The 25,051-nt window shown below is 44.9% G+C and carries 21 protein-coding genes; 11 read left to right on the forward strand and 10 right to left on the reverse strand.

All coding sequences use genetic code 11. The features are described 5' to 3' along the window. Positions 1–484: 484 nt before the first annotated feature. From HPC41_RS18235 to HPC41_RS18255, 5 genes are all read left to right on the forward strand, one after another. Complete coding sequence (locus HPC41_RS18235; protein ID WP_172395457.1) at positions 485–1,129, forward strand: DUF6266 family protein; 645 nt, start codon at positions 485–487, stop codon at positions 1,127–1,129. A 104-nt stretch (positions 1,130–1,233) separates the two neighbouring features. Continuing rightward, a complete protein-coding gene (locus HPC41_RS18240; RefSeq protein WP_172395458.1) occupies positions 1,234–1,773 on the forward strand; it encodes a DUF6266 family protein in 540 nt (179 codons plus the stop codon). A gap of 38 nt (positions 1,774–1,811) precedes the next feature. Then, positions 1,812–2,198, forward strand: a complete 387-nt coding sequence (locus tag HPC41_RS18245) for a hypothetical protein (protein WP_172395459.1) — start codon at positions 1,812–1,814, stop codon at positions 2,196–2,198. An 11-nt stretch (positions 2,199–2,209) separates the two neighbouring features. After that, positions 2,210–2,722 carry a CHAP domain-containing protein gene (locus HPC41_RS18250; RefSeq protein ID WP_172395460.1) on the forward strand — a complete coding sequence of 171 codons (513 nt, stop codon included), beginning with the start codon at positions 2,210–2,212 and terminating at the stop codon, positions 2,720–2,722. Between the two features lie 71 nt (positions 2,723–2,793). Continuing rightward, positions 2,794–3,234, forward strand: a complete 441-nt coding sequence (locus HPC41_RS18255) for a hypothetical protein (protein ID WP_172395461.1) — start codon at positions 2,794–2,796, stop codon at positions 3,232–3,234. 175 nt (positions 3,235–3,409) lie between these two features. Here the strand turns inward: HPC41_RS18255 and HPC41_RS18260 are convergent, their stop codons facing one another. Continuing rightward, positions 3,410–3,760, reverse strand: a complete 351-nt coding sequence (locus HPC41_RS18260) for a DUF3024 domain-containing protein (RefSeq protein ID WP_172395462.1) — start codon at positions 3,758–3,760, stop codon at positions 3,410–3,412. Positions 3,761–3,959: 199 nt separating this feature from the next. Between HPC41_RS18260 and HPC41_RS18265 the strand changes: the two genes are divergently transcribed. Then, positions 3,960–4,514: a TetR/AcrR family transcriptional regulator gene (locus tag HPC41_RS18265; RefSeq protein WP_172395463.1), complete on the forward strand. Its 555-nt coding sequence runs from the start codon at positions 3,960–3,962 to the stop codon at positions 4,512–4,514. Positions 4,515–4,590: 76 nt separating this feature from the next. Beyond that, positions 4,591–5,346, forward strand: a complete 756-nt coding sequence (locus HPC41_RS18270) for an SDR family oxidoreductase (protein ID WP_172395464.1) — start codon at positions 4,591–4,593, stop codon at positions 5,344–5,346. 58 nt (positions 5,347–5,404) lie between these two features. Here HPC41_RS18270 and HPC41_RS18275 read toward each other — a convergent pair whose 3' ends face one another. From HPC41_RS18275 to HPC41_RS18315, 9 genes are all read right to left on the reverse strand, one after another. Next, a complete protein-coding gene (locus HPC41_RS18275) occupies positions 5,405–7,264 on the reverse strand; it encodes a PAS domain-containing sensor histidine kinase (RefSeq protein ID WP_172395465.1) in 1,860 nt (619 codons plus the stop codon). A 185-nt stretch (positions 7,265–7,449) separates the two neighbouring features. Continuing rightward, positions 7,450–7,695: an alpha-L-fucosidase gene (locus HPC41_RS18280; RefSeq protein WP_216660821.1), complete on the reverse strand. Its 246-nt coding sequence runs from the start codon at positions 7,693–7,695 to the stop codon at positions 7,450–7,452. 18 nt (positions 7,696–7,713) lie between these two features. Further along, positions 7,714–9,174 carry a hypothetical protein gene (locus HPC41_RS18285; protein WP_172395466.1) on the reverse strand — a complete coding sequence of 487 codons (1,461 nt, stop codon included), beginning with the start codon at positions 9,172–9,174 and terminating at the stop codon, positions 7,714–7,716. Between the two features lie 158 nt (positions 9,175–9,332). Beyond that, positions 9,333–10,364 carry a LacI family DNA-binding transcriptional regulator gene (locus HPC41_RS18290; RefSeq protein WP_172395467.1) on the reverse strand — a complete coding sequence of 344 codons (1,032 nt, stop codon included), beginning with the start codon at positions 10,362–10,364 and terminating at the stop codon, positions 9,333–9,335. Between the two features lie 182 nt (positions 10,365–10,546). Continuing rightward, entirely contained in the window at positions 10,547–10,900 is a 354-nt protein-coding gene (locus HPC41_RS18295) for an Ig-like domain-containing protein (RefSeq protein WP_172395468.1), read from the reverse strand. Positions 10,901–10,927: 27 nt separating this feature from the next. Further along, positions 10,928–12,883 (reverse strand): RagB/SusD family nutrient uptake outer membrane protein, encoded by a 1,956-nt coding sequence (locus HPC41_RS18300; protein WP_172395469.1) that lies wholly within the window; start codon positions 12,881–12,883, stop codon positions 10,928–10,930. An 11-nt stretch (positions 12,884–12,894) separates the two neighbouring features. Continuing rightward, positions 12,895–16,455, reverse strand: a complete 3,561-nt coding sequence (locus HPC41_RS18305) for a TonB-dependent receptor (protein ID WP_172395470.1) — start codon at positions 16,453–16,455, stop codon at positions 12,895–12,897. A 107-nt stretch (positions 16,456–16,562) separates the two neighbouring features. Further along, the gene (locus HPC41_RS18310; RefSeq protein WP_172395471.1) at positions 16,563–17,756 is read right to left on the reverse strand and encodes a FecR family protein; all 1,194 of its coding nucleotides are present in this window, start codon (positions 17,754–17,756) and stop codon (positions 16,563–16,565) included. 84 nt (positions 17,757–17,840) lie between these two features. Further along, positions 17,841–18,380, reverse strand: a complete 540-nt coding sequence (locus HPC41_RS18315) for an RNA polymerase sigma-70 factor (protein ID WP_216660822.1) — start codon at positions 18,378–18,380, stop codon at positions 17,841–17,843. Positions 18,381–18,771: 391 nt separating this feature from the next. Between HPC41_RS18315 and HPC41_RS18320 the strand changes: the two genes are divergently transcribed. From HPC41_RS18320 to HPC41_RS18335, 4 genes are all read left to right on the forward strand, one after another. Then, a complete protein-coding gene (locus HPC41_RS18320; protein WP_172395473.1) occupies positions 18,772–19,194 on the forward strand; it encodes a hypothetical protein in 423 nt (140 codons plus the stop codon). A 115-nt stretch (positions 19,195–19,309) separates the two neighbouring features. Continuing rightward, on the forward strand, positions 19,310–20,389 hold the full coding sequence (locus HPC41_RS18325) for an efflux RND transporter periplasmic adaptor subunit (RefSeq protein WP_246250857.1): 1,080 nt from the start codon (positions 19,310–19,312) through the stop codon (positions 20,387–20,389). Positions 20,390–20,404: 15 nt separating this feature from the next. After that, positions 20,405–23,566 (forward strand): efflux RND transporter permease subunit, encoded by a 3,162-nt coding sequence (locus HPC41_RS18330; RefSeq protein WP_172395475.1) that lies wholly within the window; start codon positions 20,405–20,407, stop codon positions 23,564–23,566. Further along, on the forward strand, positions 23,559–24,998 hold the full coding sequence (locus HPC41_RS18335) for a TolC family protein (RefSeq protein ID WP_172395476.1): 1,440 nt from the start codon (positions 23,559–23,561) through the stop codon (positions 24,996–24,998). The genes HPC41_RS18330 and HPC41_RS18335 overlap by 8 nt, the downstream gene beginning before the upstream one ends. Positions 24,999–25,051: the final 53 nt, after the last annotated feature.

Genomic DNA, 25,051 nt, shown 5'->3' on the forward strand with positions numbered 1-25,051 from the left:
ACCTACTGTTAGCCTATCCAGATAGGTCATCGGTAGGTGATATGCAATTCATGGCCGGCTTAATAGTAAAATTTGGTCATAAGCTGCCTAATCGAAGGCGGGTATAACCTGTGGTTGCCGGTAATCTCGATTGCCGTAGGTCTGCTTCTTTGTGCATTTCTTGTTTTGGTTTTTGCTGTTTTATTCCGGTTTTGTTTACAGCGATGCGCTTACAATATTCCACTGTTGCGGTGCACTTTCGTACAGCTTTTTTCCAATTAACCAATGCTATGAAAGCTCCGATTTTTAGCTTTTGTAGCGCCAAAAATCTGTCGCTATATGGCGGTCGTCGGACAAGATGTAGGTCAGCCTCGGACAAGCTTCGGATAATCGGTTTTGTTTGTTATTTTTCTGTTTATTAATGTTTTATGTTTGTTCTGTCAAGCGAAAATACCGGTATAAAAATCTTGGCGATTTATTTTTTAATCCTTTAAATTTTTAAAAAATGGGAACAATTGTAAATGGAGCAAATGGGGCTTTTCGAGGTAAGGCCGGCTCCGTGATAGGTGCCAGCTGGAAGAGCATCAATTACATCAAAGGACTCTATAAAAAGAGCAACAAACCGCATACGGAGGCGCAGCTGATTGTGCAGGCACGTTTCAAGACGCTGATGCGCTTTCTGCTGCCGATCAACAACTTTCTAAAGATCGGCTTTGGCCAGAAGCGGGCAGACCGGCTCACGCCGATCAATTATGCTTTTCAGTTCAATCAGGATCAGGCGATCCAGGGTGTGTACCCGGATCTGACGTTGGACTATAGCAAGATCAGGCTGGCCGATGGGAACTATGGTGCTGGTGGAACGGTGGTCGCCGCATTCGATGCCGATGACATCATAGTGTCCTGGTCGCCAGAGAATAACGTCGTCTACGAAACCAAAGACGACGACCTGGTGTATGTGGTCTGTTACCATCCGGCGAAAGATGAGTTTATGACCTCGCCAACGGTGCCCACAAGACAGTCCGCTGGGGTCACATTTGGGGTACCCGAGCACCTGCTCGGAGATGTGGTGCATGTCTGGTATTTTATGTCTGACCGCACCAAGACCAAAATCAGCAGAAGCAGCTACCTGGGTGAGATTATGCTTGCATAAAGCGTAAAAAAAGCGCTAAGGGCACATCATTGTGCTCTTAGCCAACTTAAGGTCTTAAAAAACTGACGTTAAAAATTTCATTTATTAACATTAAAAAAGCATAGATGAATCACAGAAATCAAAACAAACCGCTGGGGCAGCTGCTCACGCAACGCAGATTTTACCTGGCCAATCAATTTTTGTATCCCTTGGCCTCGATCATCAAAGAAGGATTTGCCCAGCGCGTCCGGCAGGCAAAAAAGAGGCTGACAGCACGCAACCTGGCGATGGCGCATGCCATCAGATATGCCATCAAGGGTGAATACCCTGATCTGTTTGTTGACCCTGCTCTTGTCTTGCTCTCGGATGGCCCTGTCCGGGGGATCACGGTCGACCATATCGCACGGGATACAGCAATGCTGCGGGTAGACTTCGATGGTGGCGGGATCACGACGATAAACCACGATGATGAGGTACTGCTCCTGGCCTATGACCAAAAAAGGCAAATTGCAGTCCGCAATGATGATCGGGTGATCCGTTCGGCATCGGCTATGCTGCTGAACCTACCCGATTATATGCAGGAAGTAAGGCTGGATCTCTATGTACTGGTCCGGGACCGGGATGGGATCCAGTATTCGCGCAGTCAGTATCTCGGGAGTGTATGATCCTTATTTTATTATTTAACATTTAAAAGTACAACGATATGAATAATGTAGAAATTAAAAGGGGCTGGTTCAGTCCCGATGAAAAGCTGCTGATCGAGCCTAAATATGTGCTCGCTATGGTCGGCCTGTTGCTGGCGATTGTTTTCTTATTTGTCGGAAGCACGCTGCAATTTTTAGACCCTGCAGCGGGTATATTGGATCTGGGCGCCTTATCGCTGCTTTATTTTGGGCTGATGGCAGGCCTGGTATTTATCTGCTGCTGTACCTGGTTGCAGGAATACCTCTGGAAGCCCTTCAAATATTACAGGCAGGACATTTATTATCACTTTAATCAATTGAGCTCATGGCAACAAACTATTCTATACTTCTCGGTATTCTTTCTTTTTCTCTTTGCTTTTCTACAGCTGTTAAACATGCTGTTTTAAGTAAGCAGGCTATGTTGAGTGAGCATCGCTTGCAGGGAGTTGGGCCGATGAACCGGCCGATCGAGTGCTTATACCTGTCCTCAGAACAGGAGCTGCGGGATAAACTGATTTGGATAGCTACTGCCGAACTTGGCGTATTGGAAGAGGGGGGTGAAAATAGGGGGCAAAGGGTAGGGGATTACCTGTGCTATGTTGGGCTGGGCCTGGGCTATGAATGGTGTGCTGCATTTGCCAGCTGGTGTTATGGGCAAGCTGGATTTGTGGCACCTCGCAGTGCCTGGAGCCCGGCGCTTTTTCCAAAGACCCGCCGATACGCTGCACCGGATATCCGAAAGGGGAGATTCAGGAGCGCTGATCTATTTGCGATCTACAGCGGCGAGCTGCGGCGTATCCACCATGTGGGCCTGGTGAAGGCAGTCAATGGTGCCTTAATAACTTCCATTGAGGGCAACAGTCATAACCGCGTGGAATCCAGAAGAAGGCCCTTGTCCACAATCTATGCCATGGCCAACTGGGTTGACTGATGGTCGATTTATTGTTTTTCAGGCACACCATATGGTTTGTGCCTGAACTTATTTGATTAAAAATATGTGTTATGAAAGCGAAAAGAATGTCTATGATACTGAGTTTATCCAGCTGCCTCCTGATCGTAGCTTGTGCGGTATTCCGTGATAAAAAACAACTGGAGAAAAATTCCGAAATGAGTGCCAGTCAATATGAAATTCGGAATCTGCTTTTTCATTACAAACAGCAGGATAGCCTGTTCACCTATTGGTATTTTCAGACGGATAGCTTGTTTTCTTTTCGCCCAGACGGCGGGTTGAACGCAAAGGGAGGGAGGCTGTATGTTCACCAGTCGTGGACGTCAGCGGCAGAAGAAAACAGGCGTACTGACCAGAATAGCGAAAAAGTAATTCGCACAGTAAACTCCGTCCTAAAGCAGGAAAAGAAGGATATCCGGATTGAAACCATTGCTGTGATAGTTGTATTGGGCGTGCTTGTAGTTTATATTATTTGGAAATTATGGAGGAAATAATTCTCAAGGTATATTTCTTAGCCCGCTCGGCCTAGTGTTGCAAATTAACAAATTTCAAATTTTCTAAAACGATTTTAAGCATTTGTATGTTCGGCTAATGATCACGTTGACCGATTTACATTCATATATGAGCAGCCTATATCGTCGATATAGACTGCTTTTTTTGTTATGTTTTTTAGCCAAAGAAACAGCCATAACCATCATGACTGATCTCAGTAATCAGCTCCTGCAGGTTGTCGCTCGAAGGTATTGGTTCGTAAGCCTCCCATTTACCGCTGGCCCGCCGCCAATATAGCTTCCATTGCTTGCTAGTTTTTACGTATTTTATTTTCGCAAATTCGATATGGAGTATGTTAGCTGGATTATTCCATTGCGGACGTATCTCAAACAATAATGCTGTCTGTCCATCCCAGGTATACCCAAAATCCAACTTCTTTCTCACTTCAATATCTTGTGGCCTTTTGGATTCAATAAAGCTTCTGATCTGGACTTCCGCCATGGAGATAATGTCTTTGTTGCCTATCATTTTTTATTTTAATCGTCTAATGTGCTTTGAGTCTTAAAGATAATATTTCTGCCTTTAGAGACATAGGAATACGTGAATATTTTTCGGTTTACGGAAGCGGCAGTGAGCTGCCCCCAGGCGAGAATATACCTCATAAAATATGTTGTAATAGTTTATTAAGAAGATATTTTGTTAAATTTGCGACATTATTTAATTTAATTTGAAAAGAGAACAAATATTAAAAGCGGGCCTAAAGCTCTTTGTCACCCATGGGTTACATGCAGTTACCATTGCGCAGATAGCTGCTGAAGCAAAGGTAGGCATCGGTACGGTATACCGTTACTTTGGTAGTAAGGAGGAGATCGTACAGCAAATCTGGATAACGCAGAAATCCGAGGAGTCTGCGTATATTTTCAACAAGTATACACAACAGGGCAGTCTCCGTAGCCAGTTTGATTTTCTTTGGGAAAGGGTGATCCGTTATTTTCTTGAGCACCCCCTGGAGTTTCAGTTTTCTTATCAATTTGCAGCATCACCGATCTTAACAAAAGAAATCCATGAAGTCGCCATGATGGACTTTCTGAAATTTGACGAATTGTATGCGATGGGCCTGGAGCAGAATTTGTTCAAGCCGTTAACCGCAAGACGCCTGCGGTTATTTACCTTTAGTACGATCAACGGGTGGCTCTTGTGGGCCATGGATGAAAAGATGGACATCGATGATGCTACAATAGCGCTGTTTTTACAAATGTGCTGGGACTCCATAAAGGCATAAAATTTTTTTTGATTAAAACTGACGGAATATTCCGTCAGTTTTTGTAGCTTTAATTATATATAAAAGAAAAAAGATTATGGCACACAACGATTTAAAAGGTAAAGTAGTCCTGATTGCCGGAGGTGGAAAAAACCTTGGCGGTTTATTAAGCAGAGATTTTGCAGCAAAAGGAGCAAAGCTGGCTATTCATTTTAATAGTGAAAGCTCAAAAGCAGAAAGTGAAAAAACATTGGCTGAGGTAAAGGCCTTAGGTGCTGAAGCATTTTTATTTCAGGGAGACCTGACTCAGGTAGATAATATCACCAAGTTTTTTGATGAAACCATAAAGACGTTCGGTGGAATTGATATCGCTATCAACACCGTCGGAATGGTTTTGAAAAAGCCATTTGTGGAAACGACAGAGGCTGAATATGATATCATGTTCGGGATCAATTCAAAATCGGCGTATTTCTTCCTACAGGAAGCGGGTAAGAAAGTGAATGATCACGGTAAAATCTGTACGATTGTGACTTCCTTGCTTGCTGCATATACCGGATTGTATTCAACGTATGCGGGCGCAAAGGCTCCGGTAGAGCATTTTACAAGAGCGGCTTCCAAAGAATTTGGCAGTAGGGGCATCTCTGTGACGGCTGTAGCTCCGGGGCCTATGGATACACCTTTCTTTTACGGACAGGAGAGTGATGATGCAGTAGCCTACCACAAATCTGCGTCGGCATTGGGCGGACTGACAGATATCAAAGATATCGCGCCTTTGGTCGAGTTCTTGGTAACGGATGGTTGGTGGATCACCGGGCAGACTATTTTTGCCAACGGCGGGTATACCACACGATAGTAGTTGATCAGATAATGGATAATGGTAATTTTAAATAAAATCCGTTATCCATTATTACTTATTGCTCATTTTTCGGTAGTAAAAAGGAGAAGGTTGAGCCTTTACCGAGTTCACTTTCCACCTCAATTTTTGAGTCGTGATAGTTGAGGATTTCGGCAACGATATAGAGGCCGATGCCAAAACCTGAAATACTTGCAAGGGTATCGTTTTCGACGCGATAAAAGCGTTCAAATAATTTTTTCTGATCGGATTTGCTTATCCCGACGCCCTCATCACTGACATAGATCTTTAAATGATCGTCAAAATTCTCACAGCCTATTGTTACCTTCCCACCTTCGGGAGAATATTTAATGGCATTGCTGACCAGATTGTTCAGTACCTGACCAATTTTATCGCGATCGGCAAAAACCATATGTGAAGGGGTACAGACAATCTGTATCTGGTGTTGCTCTGTCATAAAAGTAGCTTCTTCCTTGATCTCTTGCATGAGGCCGTCAAGTGGCACCATTTCTTTTCGGAGCTGTATTTTACTTTCTTCGATACGGGCCAAGCTCAGGAAGTCGCGAATCATTGCCGACATACGCCCCGTATGGCCTTCAATTTTCTGGGCCATTTTAGCTGCCAAATCATTTTCGCTTTTGCGGCTCATTCTTTGCATGACCTGAGCGCAGAGTAAAATTGATGTAAGCGGTGTTTTCAATTCATGACTGACCATGGAGATAAAGTCATTTTTCTTTTGCTCCTCTTGTACCTTGTATGTAATATCACGCGCAATCTTGGATATTCCGGTGATGTGGCCAGCTGTATTTTTTATTGGGGAAATCGTTAGCGATACATCGATCAGTTTCCCGCCCTTGGTCTTCCGTTTGGTTTCAAGATGCCGGATAGATTCGCCCGATCTCAATTGCTCTAAAATGAAATCTTCCTCGTGCCAGCGATCTTCGGGAATAACTTTTAAAATTGACTGGCCAATCATTTCTTGGGCCGAAAAACCAAATACCTGTTCCGCAGCATCATTCCAGCTCGTGACAATGCCTTCCAATGTTTTGCCGACAATGGCATCATAAGACGAATTGACGATGGCAACTAACTGGGCATTATTTTCCTCAGCTTCTTTTCTTTCAGTAACATCAAGGATGGAACCAATTATTCTATTGAGCGTGGTGCTGCCTTCAAAATGTGCTGTTCCCCGAACTTCAATCCAGGAAGGCGCAGTTTGTCCTGCTTTTAGTACCCTGCAGGTAAAACTGAAATTTTCATCGGCCGTGGCGTTTTGTAAATTGTGGAGCACCTGATCCACGATAACACGATCTTCAGGATAAATATGGTTCAAAATGGCATAGATACTATTTTCATCGAAGGTAAGCCCCAGCATTTGCTTTGCTTCTGGAGAAAAGTATATTTTTCCTGTTTCGAGCACCCAATCCCAGGTGCCTAGATCCGTTGCAGCTATGGCCATCCGTAACCGCTCTTCACTTTTTTTGAGGAGAAGTACAATTTTATTCTTTCGTCCTTCTTCGGCCACTCGTCGTTCCTCTTCTTCGACCAACTTGGTCACGTCTTTCGTGAAACACCTGGAATAGATAAATTTGCCGTCGACCATTAAGGCATTTGAGCTGATATGGACATGCTTGATTGAGCCATCCTTGCACTTAAGCCGGGCCGGAAAGTCACGCAGGGTCTCGTTATTTAATAACCGCGTTAGTATTTCTTGTATTACGGATAGATCTGCATGGAAATCCCGGATTGGAAAGCCGATATATTCCTCTTTTCTATAGCCAAGTAAATCTAATTCGGCCTGATTGGCCCATATGATTATACCATTTCCATCAACACGGTGAAGGGGCACCGAACCATTTTCAATAAAATCGGATAGTTCCGCGATCTTTAGTTTTAGCGCATCTATTTCGTTCTCCATTATGACAAAATCTTCATGTGTTATAAATCTAAAGTGAATTGGAGGCTCTTTTAGTGGAATAAAGATAAGGATAATAAAGAAAATTTGAGCTATCTAACAAAATACAATTTACAGTTTTTTGCCTGCTCTCAAAAAAAAACGTAGCGGGTCATATTTTACCAATATGACCCGCTACGTTTTTTCATTCATTGATAGCCTTGGTATTTCGCTGCTTTAGGCTCGATCTTATACACGTAAATCGGTATATTTTTGTCCTTGGTCGGGTGTCCGTCCCAGTCACCCGCGGTCTGGGAATAGAGTCCCCAGTGCAGAAATAGACCAAATTTGCCGTCGGTAAACCAGGGAGCAGGCTGGCCGAATAGGTTCAATCCTGCTAAAGCAAATAGCAGGAGCAGGATTTTTCTTGTGTTTCTCAAAATTAATGTATTCATCTTTGCGCTTTGGCCCTGCTAACGGTTTTGTATTTTCATGGATGAAACTTTATCGTTGAACGTCGAAAGATAGGAAGACGAAGATGTGACGACAAGGCTATCGCCGGTAAAATTATTCCCGTTGTATAACGTGACTTTAACATTTGCGCCTACTTTAATGGAAGAGATGCTATTGTCTGTCATGCCTTTGGCCAATAAATCCGCTGTGGTATATTGCCCTTTACCAAAGCTTCCTTTCACACCGGCATAGGATGCATTGGAGTAGGTATACACCGAATCTTGATTGGTCGTCAGGAGCCCGTTGACATAGTTGAAGTCGTAAACATTGGACGTAGTGTATCCATTTTGCAATAATAATTTTACTTTGAGTTCGTAAGGTGTATTGCCCTTGTAATAGAGTTCATTGAGATCTATAGTCCCTTGGATGACGCCAGAGGAAACCGGGGCAAACTTCCAGGTGACTGCATTGTAATCTTTGTTGGCCCCGGTACCTTCGTTGTTCACATTGGGATCCATATAGACCAATATCTCGCTCACAGGCAAATTGGACGTATAATTTCCGGTAATAAAGATTTTTTGCTGACTGTTGTCAATGGCAAATTGAGGTTGTACGGAATAACTGGGGGCCTGGTAAGGACTAGCTGTCGCTACTGTTGGTTGAAAAACTTCATTTCTGCTGAGAATTGCTGCATCAGAGCCCGTTAGAAAAGTAGGCAGACCTTTGCTAAAGCTCACATTGCCGCTTCCCATCAGGGATGTGCCCAATGTGGGTTCTTCGCTGACATATTTAGCACGGTTATGGGGTAGGTTTAATCCATGTCCCAGTTCATGGAGCATGCCGCCGAGGTAGTTTGAGCTTGGATTTGGAATTCCATTGACAGACATGGAGGAATTATCCACGGCAAAGCAGTATTTTCCATAGCCATAGAATGGTTGACTGCTATCGCCGTCCGTTCTCGCCGGTAAAAGGACCAAATAGTGATTGTTGGATGAAAATTCGCCCGGATGGCTTGTTTTGTAGGCATTGATCTCATTTATAATTTTACCGGCTGATATGGCTGAGCTGTAGGGGTAGTCCGCCTGAGCTCCCGCCGCCGGGATTTCAATAATGTTGACCAGGCCCGTAGCATCTTTTGGAAGGCCCAGATAATTGGCGTAGCCATAGCGTCCCATTTCATTGTGTAGCCAGTCCTGGAAATGGACAAACAGCTGAGATAGCCGTGTTTTGTAACCCGGTAAGGCTGGATTGTCTGTGGGGACAAACATAATGATATTGAGATTTACAGGATTAGTTACAAACGTAAGGTTGGAAAGGGAGGTGTCTATAACGCCATTCGATGATGCTTTTAACCGTTGGGTTTCTGGCGCATTTTGTTCTACCAATGGCTTTGAACAGGCGAAAAATAGTGATAGGATAGTGGTGGACAACGCAAATCCGTTCATGATTTGCATCCATCTTTTTTTTGTTTGTTTTGTCATAATTTTTGAAGTAAATAATTTATAATTGTTAATGTGTATTGGCAGCTCATAATTCACCAAAACACAAATCTATAGTAGGAAATATGTTTTGATTTATAGTAATTTGCGTTTCAGTCAAACGTTTGCGCAACTTGCGAAAACGTTTCAATTGATATACTTTATTCAGATGACTTGCGTGTCAGGATGGACGCTTGTAATTCAATGTTTTGATAGGGTGTTGCAATCTCGTTATCCGGACTGTCCAAAATTTTATGGAGAATAGCGAAAGCCTGAGATCCGATTTCACGCGAAGGCTGTACAATGCTTGACAATGACGGTTGAAAAATAGTTGTGTATTGAAAATTAGCAAAACCAATAAGGGCTAAGCGATCTGGAACCGCAATTCCGATTGTTTGCAAAGCCTCTATCGTCAAATAGGTAAGTTGATCGGATGCGGTAAAAATGGCTTGGGGCGGGGCACTTGAATGAACGAGATGTGTGAGCTGATTTTTTAGCTGCTCCAGCACATCTATTCTTCTTCTATTCGTTTCTATCGATAGGACGTAATTCGAATTAAAATCGATGTCAAAATCCCGAAGACATTGGATATAACCACGCCGACGCTCCGTTGATGTTCCTGGCGATAGATTGGAAATAAATAGAATTTTCCTTTTACCGCGATTGATCAACTGAGAAATACCTTCGTAAACGACTTTGAAGTTATCTATCCCAATCTTATACGTATTTATAGCGTAATTGGTTCGGTCAATAAGGACAATAGGGATGCCCTCATTTTTTAATTTTTGGAGATATTTTAATGAAATGTTATTTCCTGTTGCTGCAATGACGATAGCATCTGCCCCCTTTTTATATAACATTTCTAAGTGTTTCAATTCAAGCTGGGGGTCGTCTATGCTCTGCATAATAATGAGGTTATAAGCCGTTTCTGACATCTCCCTTTCTATGCCTTCGAGAATCTGCGAGAAAAATGGATTGCCAATCGAAGGAACAATCATACCAATAATATTTGTTCGCCCCTTACGCAATAGTTTAGCATATTGATTGGATTGATAGCCATTCTCATCTGCAAATTTTTGAATTTCAACCTTAGTTACTGCACTGATTTCGTGACTATTTGAGAGGGCTTTGGATACGGTACCTATCGAGTAACCCAACGCCTTGGCAATATCTTTTATCGTTATTCTTTTCATGTTTGGAATTGCTTTTATCCCTTTTATTTACCATTGGTTGTCTATTGAAAGTTTTATCAGTACTATCCCTGGTATATGAAAGAAGACTATCAGGCAAAACCGCCTGATAGTCTAAACTAAACACTAAACGAACACATGGTCATCTCCTACCATTATTTTTTGAGTTTGTCAATTGTCGGCTTTTAGTTGGTTACATTGACAATATACCATACATTCAGTTCGCCAGACCGTATGGTGACGGTATCCTTGCCGACGGCTAAGCCTGTAACCAGACCTGTATTGCTATAAGTGGCAATTTCGGGATGTTTGTTGCTGTACGTAGCAGTGGTTACGGTACGGTTTCCGGGATTGACCGCCAGATTGATCTGGAGCGGTGTTCCGATTTTAACGGGAATCTGCATAAAGCCCCCTGAATTTACGGCCTCCCGAACAGTTAAATTGTCTTTGATCGGACCGAGGTCTTTTTTGCAGGAATGAAAAACTAAACTTCCGCACAGGCAGCTTAGCAACAGGTATATATTTGATCTAATTTTCATCTGTATAAATTTGTTTTTTAATCCTCATTATTTTGCGCCCAACCATCCGGGATTCTGAACCAGCTGGTTACCGTCCAATGTGAGGTCATATAAAGGTAATGGCCAATAATAGCGGTAATCTGCCCATAAGGCGACGCCATTTGTGATGGTGGCACTCCTTGGATAGGCGATAATAAATCCATTATTATCCAAAAAGATGTCTTTGTTGACTTCTTCTTTTAGGGCAATAATAGGTTTGGCGGTATGGGAGCCATCGTACAATTTCCCTTTTTCAGCTGTGAATTTCATGCCACGCAAGGGCACTGTCATCAGATTGCCGGCTTTCCAGCGCATCAGATCTTCATAACGGCGGTCTTCTAAGACCATTTCTATCCGACGCTCCCGTCTGATTTCACGGATGATAGGGCTAACGGCATAATCCAGTTTTGTGGCGTAGATCTCATCGAGCCTGGGGTCGGCAGGGAGGTTGCCTAGCTCGAGCTTGCTGCTCGGATATTTTGCAAAATCAAATCCTGCGCGTTGGCGCAACAGATTGATCGTCCGATCGAGGTCATTCTGGGTCAACGTGCCTAAGATAGCTTTCGCTTCGGCTAACATCAGCAATACTTCGCCATAGCGGAATTCAATAGCCGTTTGCTGCCCGTTTGTCGTCGCCTCATTTTCGGTACGGTCTCCCATCCAATGCTTAATGGGAAGATAGCCGGTTACCGTGCTGCCGCCACTGACATTGTAGGATAGTCTAGGGTATGTGATACCATTTTTTTCGAGACTGGTGGTGCCATCGGTCCTGTTGAATAGGGATCGATTTTCACCCGGATAATTGATGGTCTGCTTCAGGCGCGGATCGCGGTTTTCAAGTTCGGACCATAGGCCATCATATCCCTTGAATAAGGGGTTGGCGGTATAGTTTCCTGCCGAACCGGCTGTATAGATCGGTTTCCCGTCAATACAGAGGTATTCGTCAATAAGCCCACGTGTGGCGCCGCCCGCTGGCCGTGCACCCGAAAGGCTGTTGTTCTGATCCCAATACCGTTGGGTCGCATGACCGACCACGGTACCATCATAGACACGTGCTAGAATAGCCTCTTTATTGCCATCGGAGTTTGGGTCTTTCTTAAACGTAAATAGTTTCCAATAGGGGCTGTCACCTGTGGCATAGAGCTGATAACGTCCGCTGGCAATAATTTTTTCGCAGGCATCCACAGACGCTTCCAAGAAAGATTTTGCTGTACTTTGCAAGGATAGCTCGTTGTGATAGGTGCGAAAGGAACCTTCGAACAGGCCTATTCGTGCTTTTAAAAATAGGGCCATATCCTGATTGATGCGCCCATCCGGGCGGCCGGTGACGCCTTCTAGTCCGGCAATGGCCAGATCGATAGTCTTCATTAAGGAATCGGCAACCACTGTTCGTTTGTCACGTGGTTTGTAAAGTTCCTCGCTGTCGATGTTGAGGTCGCTTGAAAGCCAGGGTACATCGCCAAACAACATCAGTTTGCGGTAATAATCCATGGATTTAAAGAAATAGGCTTCCCCGATATATTTGTTCAGTCGGGTAATGTCATTATTGACCGCGGGCAATGCGTTTGTGTAGTTTTGGATGAAATAATTGACCGAGCGCAGATTTTCCCATGTCCAGTCGACCGAAGCGCCTCCATTTGGCGGAATAAACGTGTTATCCAGGATATTGCTGATATTGCCATAGCGGACCATATTGTCGGTCATAAAATCGCTGGCCAGCAGATGGCTACCGCCAACAACATTGGGGTTGACTTTGGCATCTGCCCAGACCGTACCATGCCCTAGAATATACCGGTTATAGAGGTTATTCAGGTAGAGTGTCAATTCGGTTTCAGTATATAATGAGTTGTCCTTCGATAGGTCGGTTTCGGGACTTAGCTGTAAAAATTTATCGTTACAGGATTGGGTCAGCAAGAGGGATGATGCTGCACCGATCACGATGAATCTGAATATGTTCTTTTTCATAGTAGTAATGGTTAGAATACAATTTGGGCTCCAAAAGCAATAGACCGCTTTTGTGGATAATCGGCGGATATCTGATCGACATCAAAAATTGTTGGTATTTTAGTCACTTCAAAGATATTGTAACCGGCCAGTGTGAAACGTAATCGCTCGAGGCCCAATCGTTTGGTCAGCTCTTTGGGCAGGGTATAGCCCAATACGGCTTGTTTCAGTCTGAGGTAGGCACCGTTGATCAGGTACCGGTCCTGAACGTTGACTGAAGAGCCATACATGGGAAATTCGGCATCGGTACGATCCGGGGTCCAGGACCGTTCGTACATCCATTTTGACCCTGCACCACCGCCCCAGTAGGAAGACAAACCTGCCCAAACATCACGCTTCAATACGCCCTGGAATAGGAAATCAAGATCGAAATTTTTGTACTGCATATTTCCGGTGATCCCAAAACGGTAACGTGGTGTGGAATTTCCAATGACGACACGGTCTCCCGGATTGACCAGCGTATTCAAACCAGCATCTATTTTACCGTCCGGAATTCCCTCAGGTCCGCCCAGATCCTGGTACCAGATATAACCGGGAAATAGTGTTCCCTGATAAGCGCCATTGTAAATCCAGTTGCCATTGAGCGGATTTTTACCGGCAAAATCACTTTCCTGCAGTATGCCGCCGGTACGGTATCCCCATATTTCGCCAACAGTTTTCCCATCATACATCACTTCCCTGTTCGATTGATTGACAATCATCATGGTCGTATTAGAAGCATAATGCTGTACCTTGGTCAGGTAGTCGGAGAGGTTAAGACCGACTCGGTACCGGAGCTCATTGTTAATCGTCTGTTTCCAAAGGAAAGAAAGTTCGAATCCTTTTGTCTCGAGTATCCCTGAATTTTCCAAAGGTGCTGCCGTCCCCAAAACGGATGGGAACGCGGCACTGCCGTCAGTCAGGATATCCGTGGTCTTCCGGTTGTAATACTCAAAGGTAACATCGAGTCTGTTTTTGAGAAATGTACCATCTAAACCGATGTTCCAGGTTCTGGCCTTTTCGAAAGTCAGATAAGGGGATACCAGGTCAGGCGGATTGATATAGACGATCTGTTCCCCATTGATCAGATAAGGAGCTTTTCCCGTATCCATTGTTGCCTGATAAGGATAGATGGATGAAGGCTGATTGCCCAATTTTCCCCAGCTTCCGCGCAGCTTAAGCTCGTTGAGCCAGCTTCTTGTACCTTCCATAAAACTCTCCTGCGAGATCCGCCATCCGGCAGAGAAGGACGGGAAAGTGACAAACCGGTCTTTTTCAGTAAACTTCGCACTGCCGTCATAGCGCAGATTGCTCTCAAAGAAATACTTTTCGGCATAGTTGTAGTTTACCCGTCCGAATACGGCACGGCCTGCAAGGGTATATGCATTTCGGGATACGGTATGCAACGATGGATCCTCGGCAGCATCAGGGTTCTGTATATCTGCTGAGATCAGTTTCCGGAAGGTATTGGTGATCTGATTAAATTTTGTCTGTTCCTGATTATAGCCCACAACAGCGGAAAAATTATGTTTCTCGGCCCAGGTCTTCTTATAATCAGCATAGATATTAACCAGGTATTTGTTGGTATTATTGTTGTCAAAATAAGCACGATTTTCCGCAGCCTCGGCCTGTTGGGTGGTATACTGCCAGGAATCTACGACTTGGTTAAGCTTTGGACTATACCGGTTCAGGCTATAAGATTGTGGCTGATAGCTCAGGTCGGCCTTAAGTTTCAGTGCATTGGGTATAAGGGTAAATTCGGGCGAGATCAATAAGGAAACCCTTCTGTCCGTGGACTGGTTGTTGGCACCATAGCTCAGCCAGGCAAGAATGTTATCGGTATAGGTATTGGGCAAAGGATCATTTGGCCCGGTTTGGATGGGCATATTGATGTTTTTGTGCGTCTCGCCCATCATGGCAGACCATATGCTTCCCTTCCCGCCGACGATATACGGGCTGTTGAAATTGGTCTGGTCAAAACCTATCTTTCCAAAAACACTGAACCAGCTGTTCACCTTGGCATTGATATTCATCAGGACATTGTAGCGTTTCAATTTGTCGGTGTTGATTTTGTACATACCCGACTGATTCTGTAAGCCGCCGGAAATATAGTAGTTAATGGACTCGGCACCTCCGCTGAGGTTAAGTGTATGTTTTTGCATCGGCGTCCATTTTTTGACCGCTTCCTCAAATGGATTGACATTGGCTACCCAATTGATGGTGTTCCCATCCTGATACCAGGCATTTTCAGGTATGGGATTATCCATATACTTTTGGATCATCTCCAGCCTTTTTTCATCCGATGTGTTGGGTTTACCATTTGTCCATAGTGTTCGGTCCATACCCGATTTCTGGATCTCATAGGCGTTGAGGATATCAGGAATGCCAGAAGGAGTATCAAAGTTGGAATCGAAGTTGTAGGCTATCCTGCCTTTTTGATTGAATTCTCCTCGTTTGGTGCGAACCAGGATGACGCCATAGGCTGCTTTGGTACCATAGATCGCAGCTGCAGAGGCGTCTTTGACAAAAGACATGTCCATGATGTCATTCGGATTGAGCTGATTCAGGGCCCCTGTGGAGCTCTCGACTCCATCGATGATCACTAAAGGGTCGCCATTGACCGACTCAAAGACCTGCGTATTTGCATTATAGTTCATGGAGGTACCGCCTCTCAGGTTAAATCCGGGTGTACTGTTCGGCGATCCGTTGCCAAAGGTGATGTTCAGGTTGGGCACAAGACCTTGTAAAGCCTGACCGATATTGGCGACGGGCCGATTCTCAAAAGCTTCTTTGCCGACATGTGAAATGGCTCCTGTTAAGTTGACTTTCTTCTGTGTACCGAATCCGACAACAACGACTTCCTCTAGTGCGCTATCGTTTTGTTCTAACGATACGGTAAGGTCGCTGGCTGTCGTACTGTTGAATTTGACGGTCTGCGGTTTGAAGGAAAGGTGCGAAATGGTCAAGATTCCCTCTGGCTGTGTGGATTTTAACGAAAAGTTTCCGTTGCGATCAGAGGATGTTCCGGTATTCGTTCCGTTTAAGTTGATCGTCGCATTTTCAATCGGGGCTCCGTCTTTTTGGGCAATCAACTTGCCTTTAATCGTGTATTGTTGTTGGGCCTGAACGGTGTTTTTTACCGTACTTGGCAGGACGATAATATGTTTTTTGTGCATTTCAAACTGAAGTGGCAGCTCGTCCGAAAGTTCTTTGAGTACGTTTTCCAGCTTTTGATTGGAGACGTTGACGTTTACCTTTTTTAGATCGTTAAAGAGACTTTCATCATAAAAGAAATGATAACCGGTCTGTTTCTTGATTTCCAGAAAGACCGTCTTCAGGTCGCCTTTGTTGACATGCATAGTGACCTGCTGGGCTTCTGTTTTACCGTATACACCATAAGTAAATAGTAAACCAAGAAATAGGGTTGCTTTGACTTTTTTTGAAATAAGGGGTGCAAAGCTAGGTTCGGTCATGCGACTTCCGAACAAGTAATCTTTACATTTGATAAAGTAATTCATATATTCAGCAATAGGGTTGGTTTTTTTGTTTTTCATTCAGGTACTTAGGTACCATTAATTAGCATCGACTGACGCGGTACCACTAAGTTTGGTTACGTAAATCTCTAAATCATAAATAGGTCCTCCTTTAATAATTGGTTGTCTTACTTGTTTTTGTTGACGGTGACGGTTTTCTTGTCGATGGTGAATTCAACACCGGCGCCACGTTTTATCAATTCCAGGGCCTCGGCCAGGCTCACGCTTCGGCTGATGCTGCCCCCAAAGGTTTTCTTGGTGATGGGCCCCTGATAAATGACGTGGATATCATACCATCTTGCCAGCTGTTCCATAATATCCTGGATCCGGTCGTGCTCGAAGTAAAAGTAGCCCTGCTGCCAGGCAATTTCCTTTTCAATATTCGCCTGGGAAATACGCATGTCGTGGCCATCAAATTCAACTTTTTGCCCGGGTATAATTTGTTTTGTGGTCTTGTTTTTATTGGTCAGCTGAATACTTCCATTGATCAGGGTGACATTGGAAGCTGCACTGTTGTATGCCCTTAGGTTGAAAGCTGTTCCCAACACTTTTATATCACCATGGGCAGTGCTGACTAGGAATGGCCGGTTTTTTTCGTGGGCCACTTCAAAATAAGCTTCTCCGCGTAGTTCTACTTTGCGGATTGATTTGCCGAACGCTAGCGGGTAACTCAATTCTGAAGCTGAATTGACCCAGACTTTGGTGCCGTCGGGCAGTACCATGCGATAGAATCCGGATGCAGGGACTGTCAATGTATTTTTTAACGTAGCAAGTTCTGCCTGCGCACTATTGGGCTTATAGTACAGCTGTCCATCGGTAATCCGGAGCTGTTCACCATGTTGTTCCCGCAGGGTAGCCTGCTCTTGCGAAAGTTCTACAGTTTGACCGTTGGAAAGGGTGAGTGTGGCTTTCTGTCCGCCCGGTAACACGTCATTTTTATAATGATACACTTGGTCGGCGACAATCTGCTTATCCCGATCGCTCAGATTCACGAACAGCGCGATGCCAATAAAAATGAGCAGGCTGGCGGCTATACCCACGTAGATTTGTAGGTTTCGGATGCGGGCATTGCTTACGGACCGAATTGCTGACCTGGTCGGCTCGTAGGTTAAGATCTTAGTTCTTGCCTGATCAAGGTCCAGGTTACTCCAAAACTGGGCATCGCTGGATTTGACACCTTGACTGATATATTTCTCCCATTGATCGCGCAAGGTAGGATCATCTTCAAAGATCTTTTGGAGGGACTGCAGATCCGTTTGACTTAGTGTTCCGCTAAAGTGCTTTACTAGGTAATCTACGAGTATAAATTGGTGGTCCTTCATGTTCTTCAATCGGCTGTTTGATTAAAAGAGCCACAAAGGCTGCAAAAGGATGGAAGGAAAAATAGAAAAAAGTGTAAGAAACTATTAGTCAGGCAGTAAAAATAGCAAAAGCGTCAGCGTCCGGGCATCCAAGCGCGCACGTAGCAATTGGATGGCTCTTTTTTTCTGGCTTTTGACGGTATTGATTGAAATGGTCAGGTTATTGGCGATTTCTTCGTTGGAACATTTTTCAAATATTGCCATATGCAGCACCTGCCTACAACCCTGTGGTAATTTATTGATCGCTTCCATCAGTTGGTTAATGACTTCGGCCTGTATCATGGCATCCATGACAGTCTCCTCTTCGATCATATCCTTGTCGAGCTGATTGACGTATTTGCTCCTTGTTTTTTCATTTCGGATCTGTCTGAGGCAATTGTTGCGGATGGCGATAAAGAGATAGCCTTTTCGGGCGGACTCCTCCTCCGGCAGGGTATTGCGCCCTTCGCAAAGTCCGGCAAAAAAGCTCTGCACAACATCCTCGGCCTGTGCTTCGTCGTGAAGGATATTGTTTGCAAAGAGACAGAGCTGTCGGTAATATTGCTGAAAAAGGGGTTCTATATTGTAGGGTAAAGCTATCTGCAAGTTTTTCAACCGGTTTAATCAAGTATTAAGAAATCGAAATAACAGGGGCTCCGAGAGCACGGTATAAATATAGGGAAATATGCTTAGGTTTTGGAGCAGGTGCAGGCTGCTGTTCGTTTATTTCTTCGAAAACGATTGAGTACCGGCTGGTGTTCAGCTGTTGACAAGCGCTTCGGTTTATTTGGCACCGCTCAAATATCATGGCGTTTTTTTTATTAAAATGACGGTAAAGGTCCAAAGGGGGCTTACGTTCAAACAGTAACTAAATATCATTATTTTAATTTTAAAGGGTTAATTTTAAATGCGTTGTAACAATAAGCTGTAATCTTTAAAACTTCTGTATTTAAATTGCTTGCATCCTTTTTAAAGTTTAAGTACATTTGCTTTAAGGATGCAAGGAAGATTCCATCAATATTTGTTCAGTGTATTATGCACAATACTTGTCAGTTTGGGCTGGTATTACGCATCGGCATCAAATGATCCTGCATCGGCCGACCGGAATGCAGTCGAGCACTACAACAGACAGGTAAAAACCGAGGCACAGGATGTAGATGTCATCCGTAAAGGTGGACACCACCGCCACGAAAAACTCCGCGCTTTTGTTGCGGAGAAAGACGGTGAAAACGACGAAACTGGAAGTGATTCGGATACCACTAATTTATTTGCGCTTGCCAAAGAGGATTTTGGAAATCTGAGCGCCTATATCCATCCTGCTTTTCACAATACGCGCACCGCAGTTTCGCTTGCCAATGCGCAAAACCTCAGCCCACTAAAAAACGCCCTCTATATCCATTACAGTGTCTTCAGACTGTGATTTATAACTAATTTTTTTAAAAAAAATAGTACCCATGGCTTTCATTTAATTTGAAAGCAGGTCACACTAGTGTTCAATTTTTCAAAAATTATTATAAAAATATACAATCATGGTCATGAAAAGTTTCATGTATATAAGCCTGTGTTTTATTGTGCTGTCGACGAGCTGTCAGTCAGAGAAAAAAGAAAAGAAAGAAGCTGCAGTTTTTAACGTTACAACGCCCCTCGTAAAAGATACCATTGTCAATAAAGACTATGTCGCCCAGATCCGTTCGATCAACCACATCGAATTGCGGGCTCAGGAAAAGGGATATATCCAGTCCATCTTTGTGGATGAAGGACAATTTGTACAAAAAGGACAACCGCTTTTTAAGATTATGCCCAACCTCTATGAGTCCGATGTCAATCGCGCCAAAGCGGAGGTTAAATATGCAGAGATCGAATACCAAAATACCAAAAATCTCTCCGAAAAAGATATCGTTGCGCCCCAGGAAACAGAAATGGCCAAAGCGAAATATGAAAAAGCCAAAGCCGAACTGGCGTCCATGAATACACACCTTAAATTTACAGATATCACCGCCCCATTTTCGGGTATCGTCGGTAAACTCCACGTACGAAAAGGCAGTCTGGTGGATGAGGGGGAGTTGATCACCGAACTCTCTGATAATAGTAAAATGTGGGTGTATTTTAATGTGCCGGAAGTAGAATACCTCAATCAGATGGAGGCAAAGAAGGATAACAGCCCGATGCATGTGCGTTTGAATATGGCCAACGGAAAGGAATTTGGCCAGGAGGGTATCGTAGAAACGATCGAATCGGACTTCAATAATGAAACGGGAAATATTGCTTACCGTGCGACTTTCCCCAACCCCAAAGGCCTATTGCGCTATGGGGAGACGGGCAATATTGTTATTACCTCTCCGTACGTGAATGCCATGATGATTCCGCAGAAAGCGACATTTGAGGAACTGGAAAAAAAATATGTGTATGTCATCACAAAAGATAATAAAGTAAAAGCAAGAGAAATACAGGTTGCTGCTGAGCTGCCTCATATCTATGTTGTCGCTTCGGGCTTGAGCAAGGATGAAAAAATTCTGCTGAATGGACTTCGCATGGTACAGGAAAATCAGACCATTGAATCGAAGTACCAGACCCCGGAGAAAGTCATGTCAAACTTAGATTTATATGCAGAGTAATTAAAAAGCAGCACTATGTTTAAAAAAGTAATTCATCGACCGGTATTTGCTATTGTCATATCGGTTGTCATCCTATTTATCGGTGGGCTGGCGATTAAGCAGCTTCCTACCGAACAATTTCCGAAGATCGCACCGACTACGGTAGCGGTTTCCATTGCCTATCCTGGCGCCAGTGCGGATGTACTGGTCAAATCTTCGCTGATTACCTTAGAAAATGCCATCAACGGGGTGCAGGGCATGCGTTATATCGCCACAGATGCAACCAGCGCCGGCGAGGCCACCGTTAACGTTGTCTTTGATCCGGGAACCGATCCTAATGATGCGGTCGTACTGGTCAAAACAAGGGTGGATCAGGTGATGCCGCTCTTGCCCGAACTGGTACAAAAGGAGGGGGTGATCGTCAATCCGATCCAGCCCAGTATGTTGATGTATGTCAACCTGTACAGCACCAGCAAAAGTATGGACGAAAAGTTTCTGTACAACTACGCCACGGTCAATATCATTCCTGAAATCAACCGGATCCATGGGATCGCCAAATCCCAGATCTTGGGGAGCCGGCGGTATGCCATGCGGATCTGGTTAAATCCTGACCGGATGCGTGCCTATAGCTTGTCGGTGGATGAGGTCATGAAAGCCATCGGAGAGCAAAGTATCATCGGCCGGCCGGGCCGATTGGGACAGAGCTCGGGTATTGCCGCTCAATCCCTGGAATATGTATTGACGTACAAAGGACAATATAATACCCCCGAAGAATATGAAAATATTATCGTCCGCGCAAATACGGAAGGTGAAAACATCAAACTGAAAGATGTGGGCAAAGTCGAACTGGGCAGTGAATTTTTTGATATCTATTCGAATCTGGATGGGCATCCCTCGGCTTCCATCGTACTCAAGCAAAATTATGGTAGTAATGCCAACGATGTCATCAAAGATGTGAAAGCGAAGCTGGCGGAGATGAAAGGCAACTTCCCTCCGGGCGTAGACTATAAAATCAGCTATGACGTATCGCAGTTTTTGGATGCCTCGATCGAACAGGTAATGCATACCCTGCGCGATGCCTTTATCCTGGTGGCTATTGTGGTCTTTATCTTCCTGGGCGACTGGCGTTCCACGTTAATCCCGATTATCGCGGTGCCGGTATCCTTGATCGGTACATTCTTTGTCATCCAATGGTTTGGCATGTCGATCAACCTGGTCACCCTGTTTGCACTGGTGCTGGCCATTGGGATTGTGGTGGATAATGCCATTGTCGTCATTGAAGCTGTGCATGCCAAGATGGAGGAGAGTGCGATCTCGCCTTACAAGGCCGTTAAGGAGGTAATGGCTGAAATCGCAGGTGCGATCATCGCCATTACGGCGGTCATGGTGGCGGTGTTTATCCCGATTTCTTTTATGACAGGCCCCGTAGGAACGTTCTACCGGCAGTTTTCCATTACCATGGCGAGCGCTATTGTGATCTCGGCCGTGGTGGCACTTACACTGACACCGGTGCTCGCAGCAATGCTGCTCAAAAATAACCATGGGAAACCCAAGAAATCAAATCTATTTACCAAAGCACTCGATGCTTTTAACCGTAGCTTTGACAAGGTAACGGGTTCTTATGCGTCCCTTCTCCGGAAAATCGCCAGCCGTAGAGTTGTCACCTGGGGGATCTTGGCTGTTTTCTGTGTGGGGACTTTCTTCATCAACAAAACACTTCCGGGTGGTTTTATACCGAGTGAGGATCAGGGAACGATCTATGCCATTATCCAGACGCCACCGGGATCGACGCTCGAACAAACCAATAAGCTTTCCCGCGAATTGCAGAAGATCTGTGAAGATGTGGATGGGGTAGAGTCGGTATCATCCCTTGCCGGCTATGAAATCATGACCGAAGGCCGTGGCTCAAATGCGGGAACTTGTTTGATCAACCTGAAGACCTGGAGTGAACGGGAGCACTCGGTCAAAGAAATCATGGAGGAACTTGAAGAAAAATCAAAAAACCTCGGGGCGACCGTAGAGTTTTTCGAACCGCCGGCTGTTCCCGGTTTCGGTTCTTCGGGTGGTTTCTCCATGCGCTTACTCGATTTGAATAGAACCACAGACTATCAGGATTTCGATAAGGTAAACAAAGCTTTTATTGCTGAACTTAAAAAACGCAAGGAGCTGACGGGGGTCTTCACCTTCTTTGCTGCGAATTATCCGCAATATGAATTGGTGTTCGACAATAATGCCGCCATGCAAAAAGGAGTCTCAATCGGTAAAGCCATGGACAACCTCAATATTCTGATCGGTAGTACCTACGAACAGGGCTTTATCCGCTTTGGCCAATTTTTCAAAGTGTATGTGCAGTCATCGCCCGAATTTAGAAGGCTGCCTTCGGATATCTTGAACCTGTATGTCAAAAATGACCATGATCAGATGGTGCCTTATTCGGCCTTCATGACCTTGAAAAAAACGCAGGGACCCAATGAGATCACCCGTTACAATATGTACAACTCTGCTGCGGTCCGCGGGCTTCCGGCTAATGGCTACACAACGGCCGATGCCATTCAGGCGATCAACGAGACTGCGCTTGCCACCTTACCGCACGGCTATAAAGTGGCCTGGGAGGGCTTGTCCTATGACGAGGCGCAGCGCGGAAATGAAGCGATTTATGTCTTCCTTGTCGTATTGGTCTTTGTCTACTTGGTGCTGGCCGCGCAATACGAGAGTTTTATTATTCCCTTTGCGGTATTGTTATCCTTACCGGTCGGGGTGTTTGGCTCATTTTTCCTCTTGAAAGCCATGGGCCTTGAGAACGACATCTATGCACAGGTCGGTTTGATCATGATTATTGGTCTACTGGGTAAAAATGCTGTACTGATCGTCGAATTCGCCGTCAAACGCCGCCAGGCTGGGGATACGATCCTGGAGGCGGCCATCGAGGGGTCACGGGCACGGTTCAGGCCGATTTTGATGACTTCGTTCGCCTTTATTGCCGGGCTTGTGCCGCTGGTCTTTGCGAACGGTGCCGGAGCCATCGGAAACCATACCATCGGAGCTTCTGCATTGGGCGGTATGCTCGTCGGAACAATCTTTGGCGTAATCGTCATTCCGGGACTTTACTACATTTTTGCAAAATTGGCTGACGGAAGAAAGATGATCCAGGCCGAAGACGATTCACCTTTAAGCGAAGACATGATACATTATGAATAAGAATAGAATCTATCAATATACGGGTTTCGCGCTTTTCTTGCTTAGTTTTGCGGCCTGCAAACCCCTGGAAATACAACAACGTGCTGAAAATAGATCGGTACCCGAGCAGTATGGGACTGCTGCAAGCGACTCCACAAATACGGGAAAAATCAAGTGGAACAGTTATTTTAATGATCCGCACCTACAGGGACTGATCAGCCTGGCACTGGCCAACAACCAGGAGCTCCATATTATGCTTCAGGAAATCGAGATGGCCAAAAACGAGGTCAGTGCCAAAAAAGGGGAATATTTACCTTCGGTAGGCGTCAAGGTAGGTGCCGGTGTGGACAAAGTGAGCCGATACACCAATATTGGCGCGATGGAGAAGAATACGGAAATTGAACCGGGCCGGGAAATGCCCGAACCGCTGTTTGATTTTGGCGTCGGTGTACAGGCCAAGTGGGAAACGGATATCTGGGGCAAACTGCACAATGCTAGCAAAGCACAGCTGCAACGCTATTTTGCCAGCGTCGAAGGGAAGAACTTTATGGTGACGCACCTGATCTCCGAAATTGCGGATGCGTATTATGAGCTCCTGGCCCTGGATAATGAGCTCCTGGTCATCAATGAGAACGTGAAAATCCAAAATGATGCTCTTACGGTAGTCAATGACCTGAAAAAGAATGCCCGCTCCAATAAGCTCGCAGTCAAAAGATTCGAGGCGCAGATCCTGAAAACACAGGGGATGCAATATGATATCAAACAGCAAATAACCGAAACAGAAAACAGGATCAATTACCTTGTGGGACGTTTTCCGCAGCCGGTACAACGGGATCATGAAGCGTTTGACAAGCTTGTTCCGCAGACTGTCTATACGGGCATCCCATCTGATCTGCTGGAAAATAGACCGGATATCAAACAGGCGGAATATGAGCTGGCGGCTTCCAAACTGGATATCAAATCGGCGAAAGCGCGATTTTATCCTTCGCTGGATATTGCGGCTGGCGTAGGCTTACAGGCTTTCGATCCGACCTATCTCATTAAGCCGGAATCTTTTCTGTCCTCACTTGTCGGCGACCTTACTGCCCCTTTGATCAACAAAAGGGCGATCAAAGCGGCGTATTACAATGCCAATGCACGGCAGGTGCAGGCGGTATACCATTATGAGCAAACCATATTAGCGGCTTATATCGAAGTGGCTAACCAGCTTTCCAAAATTAAAAACCTGGAGAATGGGCTGGCAATCAAGACCCGGGAGGTGGATGCGCTCAAAGAATCTATCGACATCTCCAATGATCTGTTTAAATATGCGCGAGCGGATTATATGGAGGTGTTGCTGACGCAGCGCGATGCCTTGGAATCCAAATTTGAACTGGTGGAAAAGAAAGCCAATCAGCTCAAAGCAAGTGTCGCCATATATAGATCTCTTGGTGGCGGCTGGGATCGTCAATAATATAATTTTTGTTTTTTACTTGTTAGGGACTTATCGTATGGTAAGTCCCTTTT

Source organism: Sphingobacterium prati, from assembly GCF_013167215.1.
Taxonomy (GTDB): domain Bacteria; phylum Bacteroidota; class Bacteroidia; order Sphingobacteriales; family Sphingobacteriaceae; genus Sphingobacterium; species Sphingobacterium prati.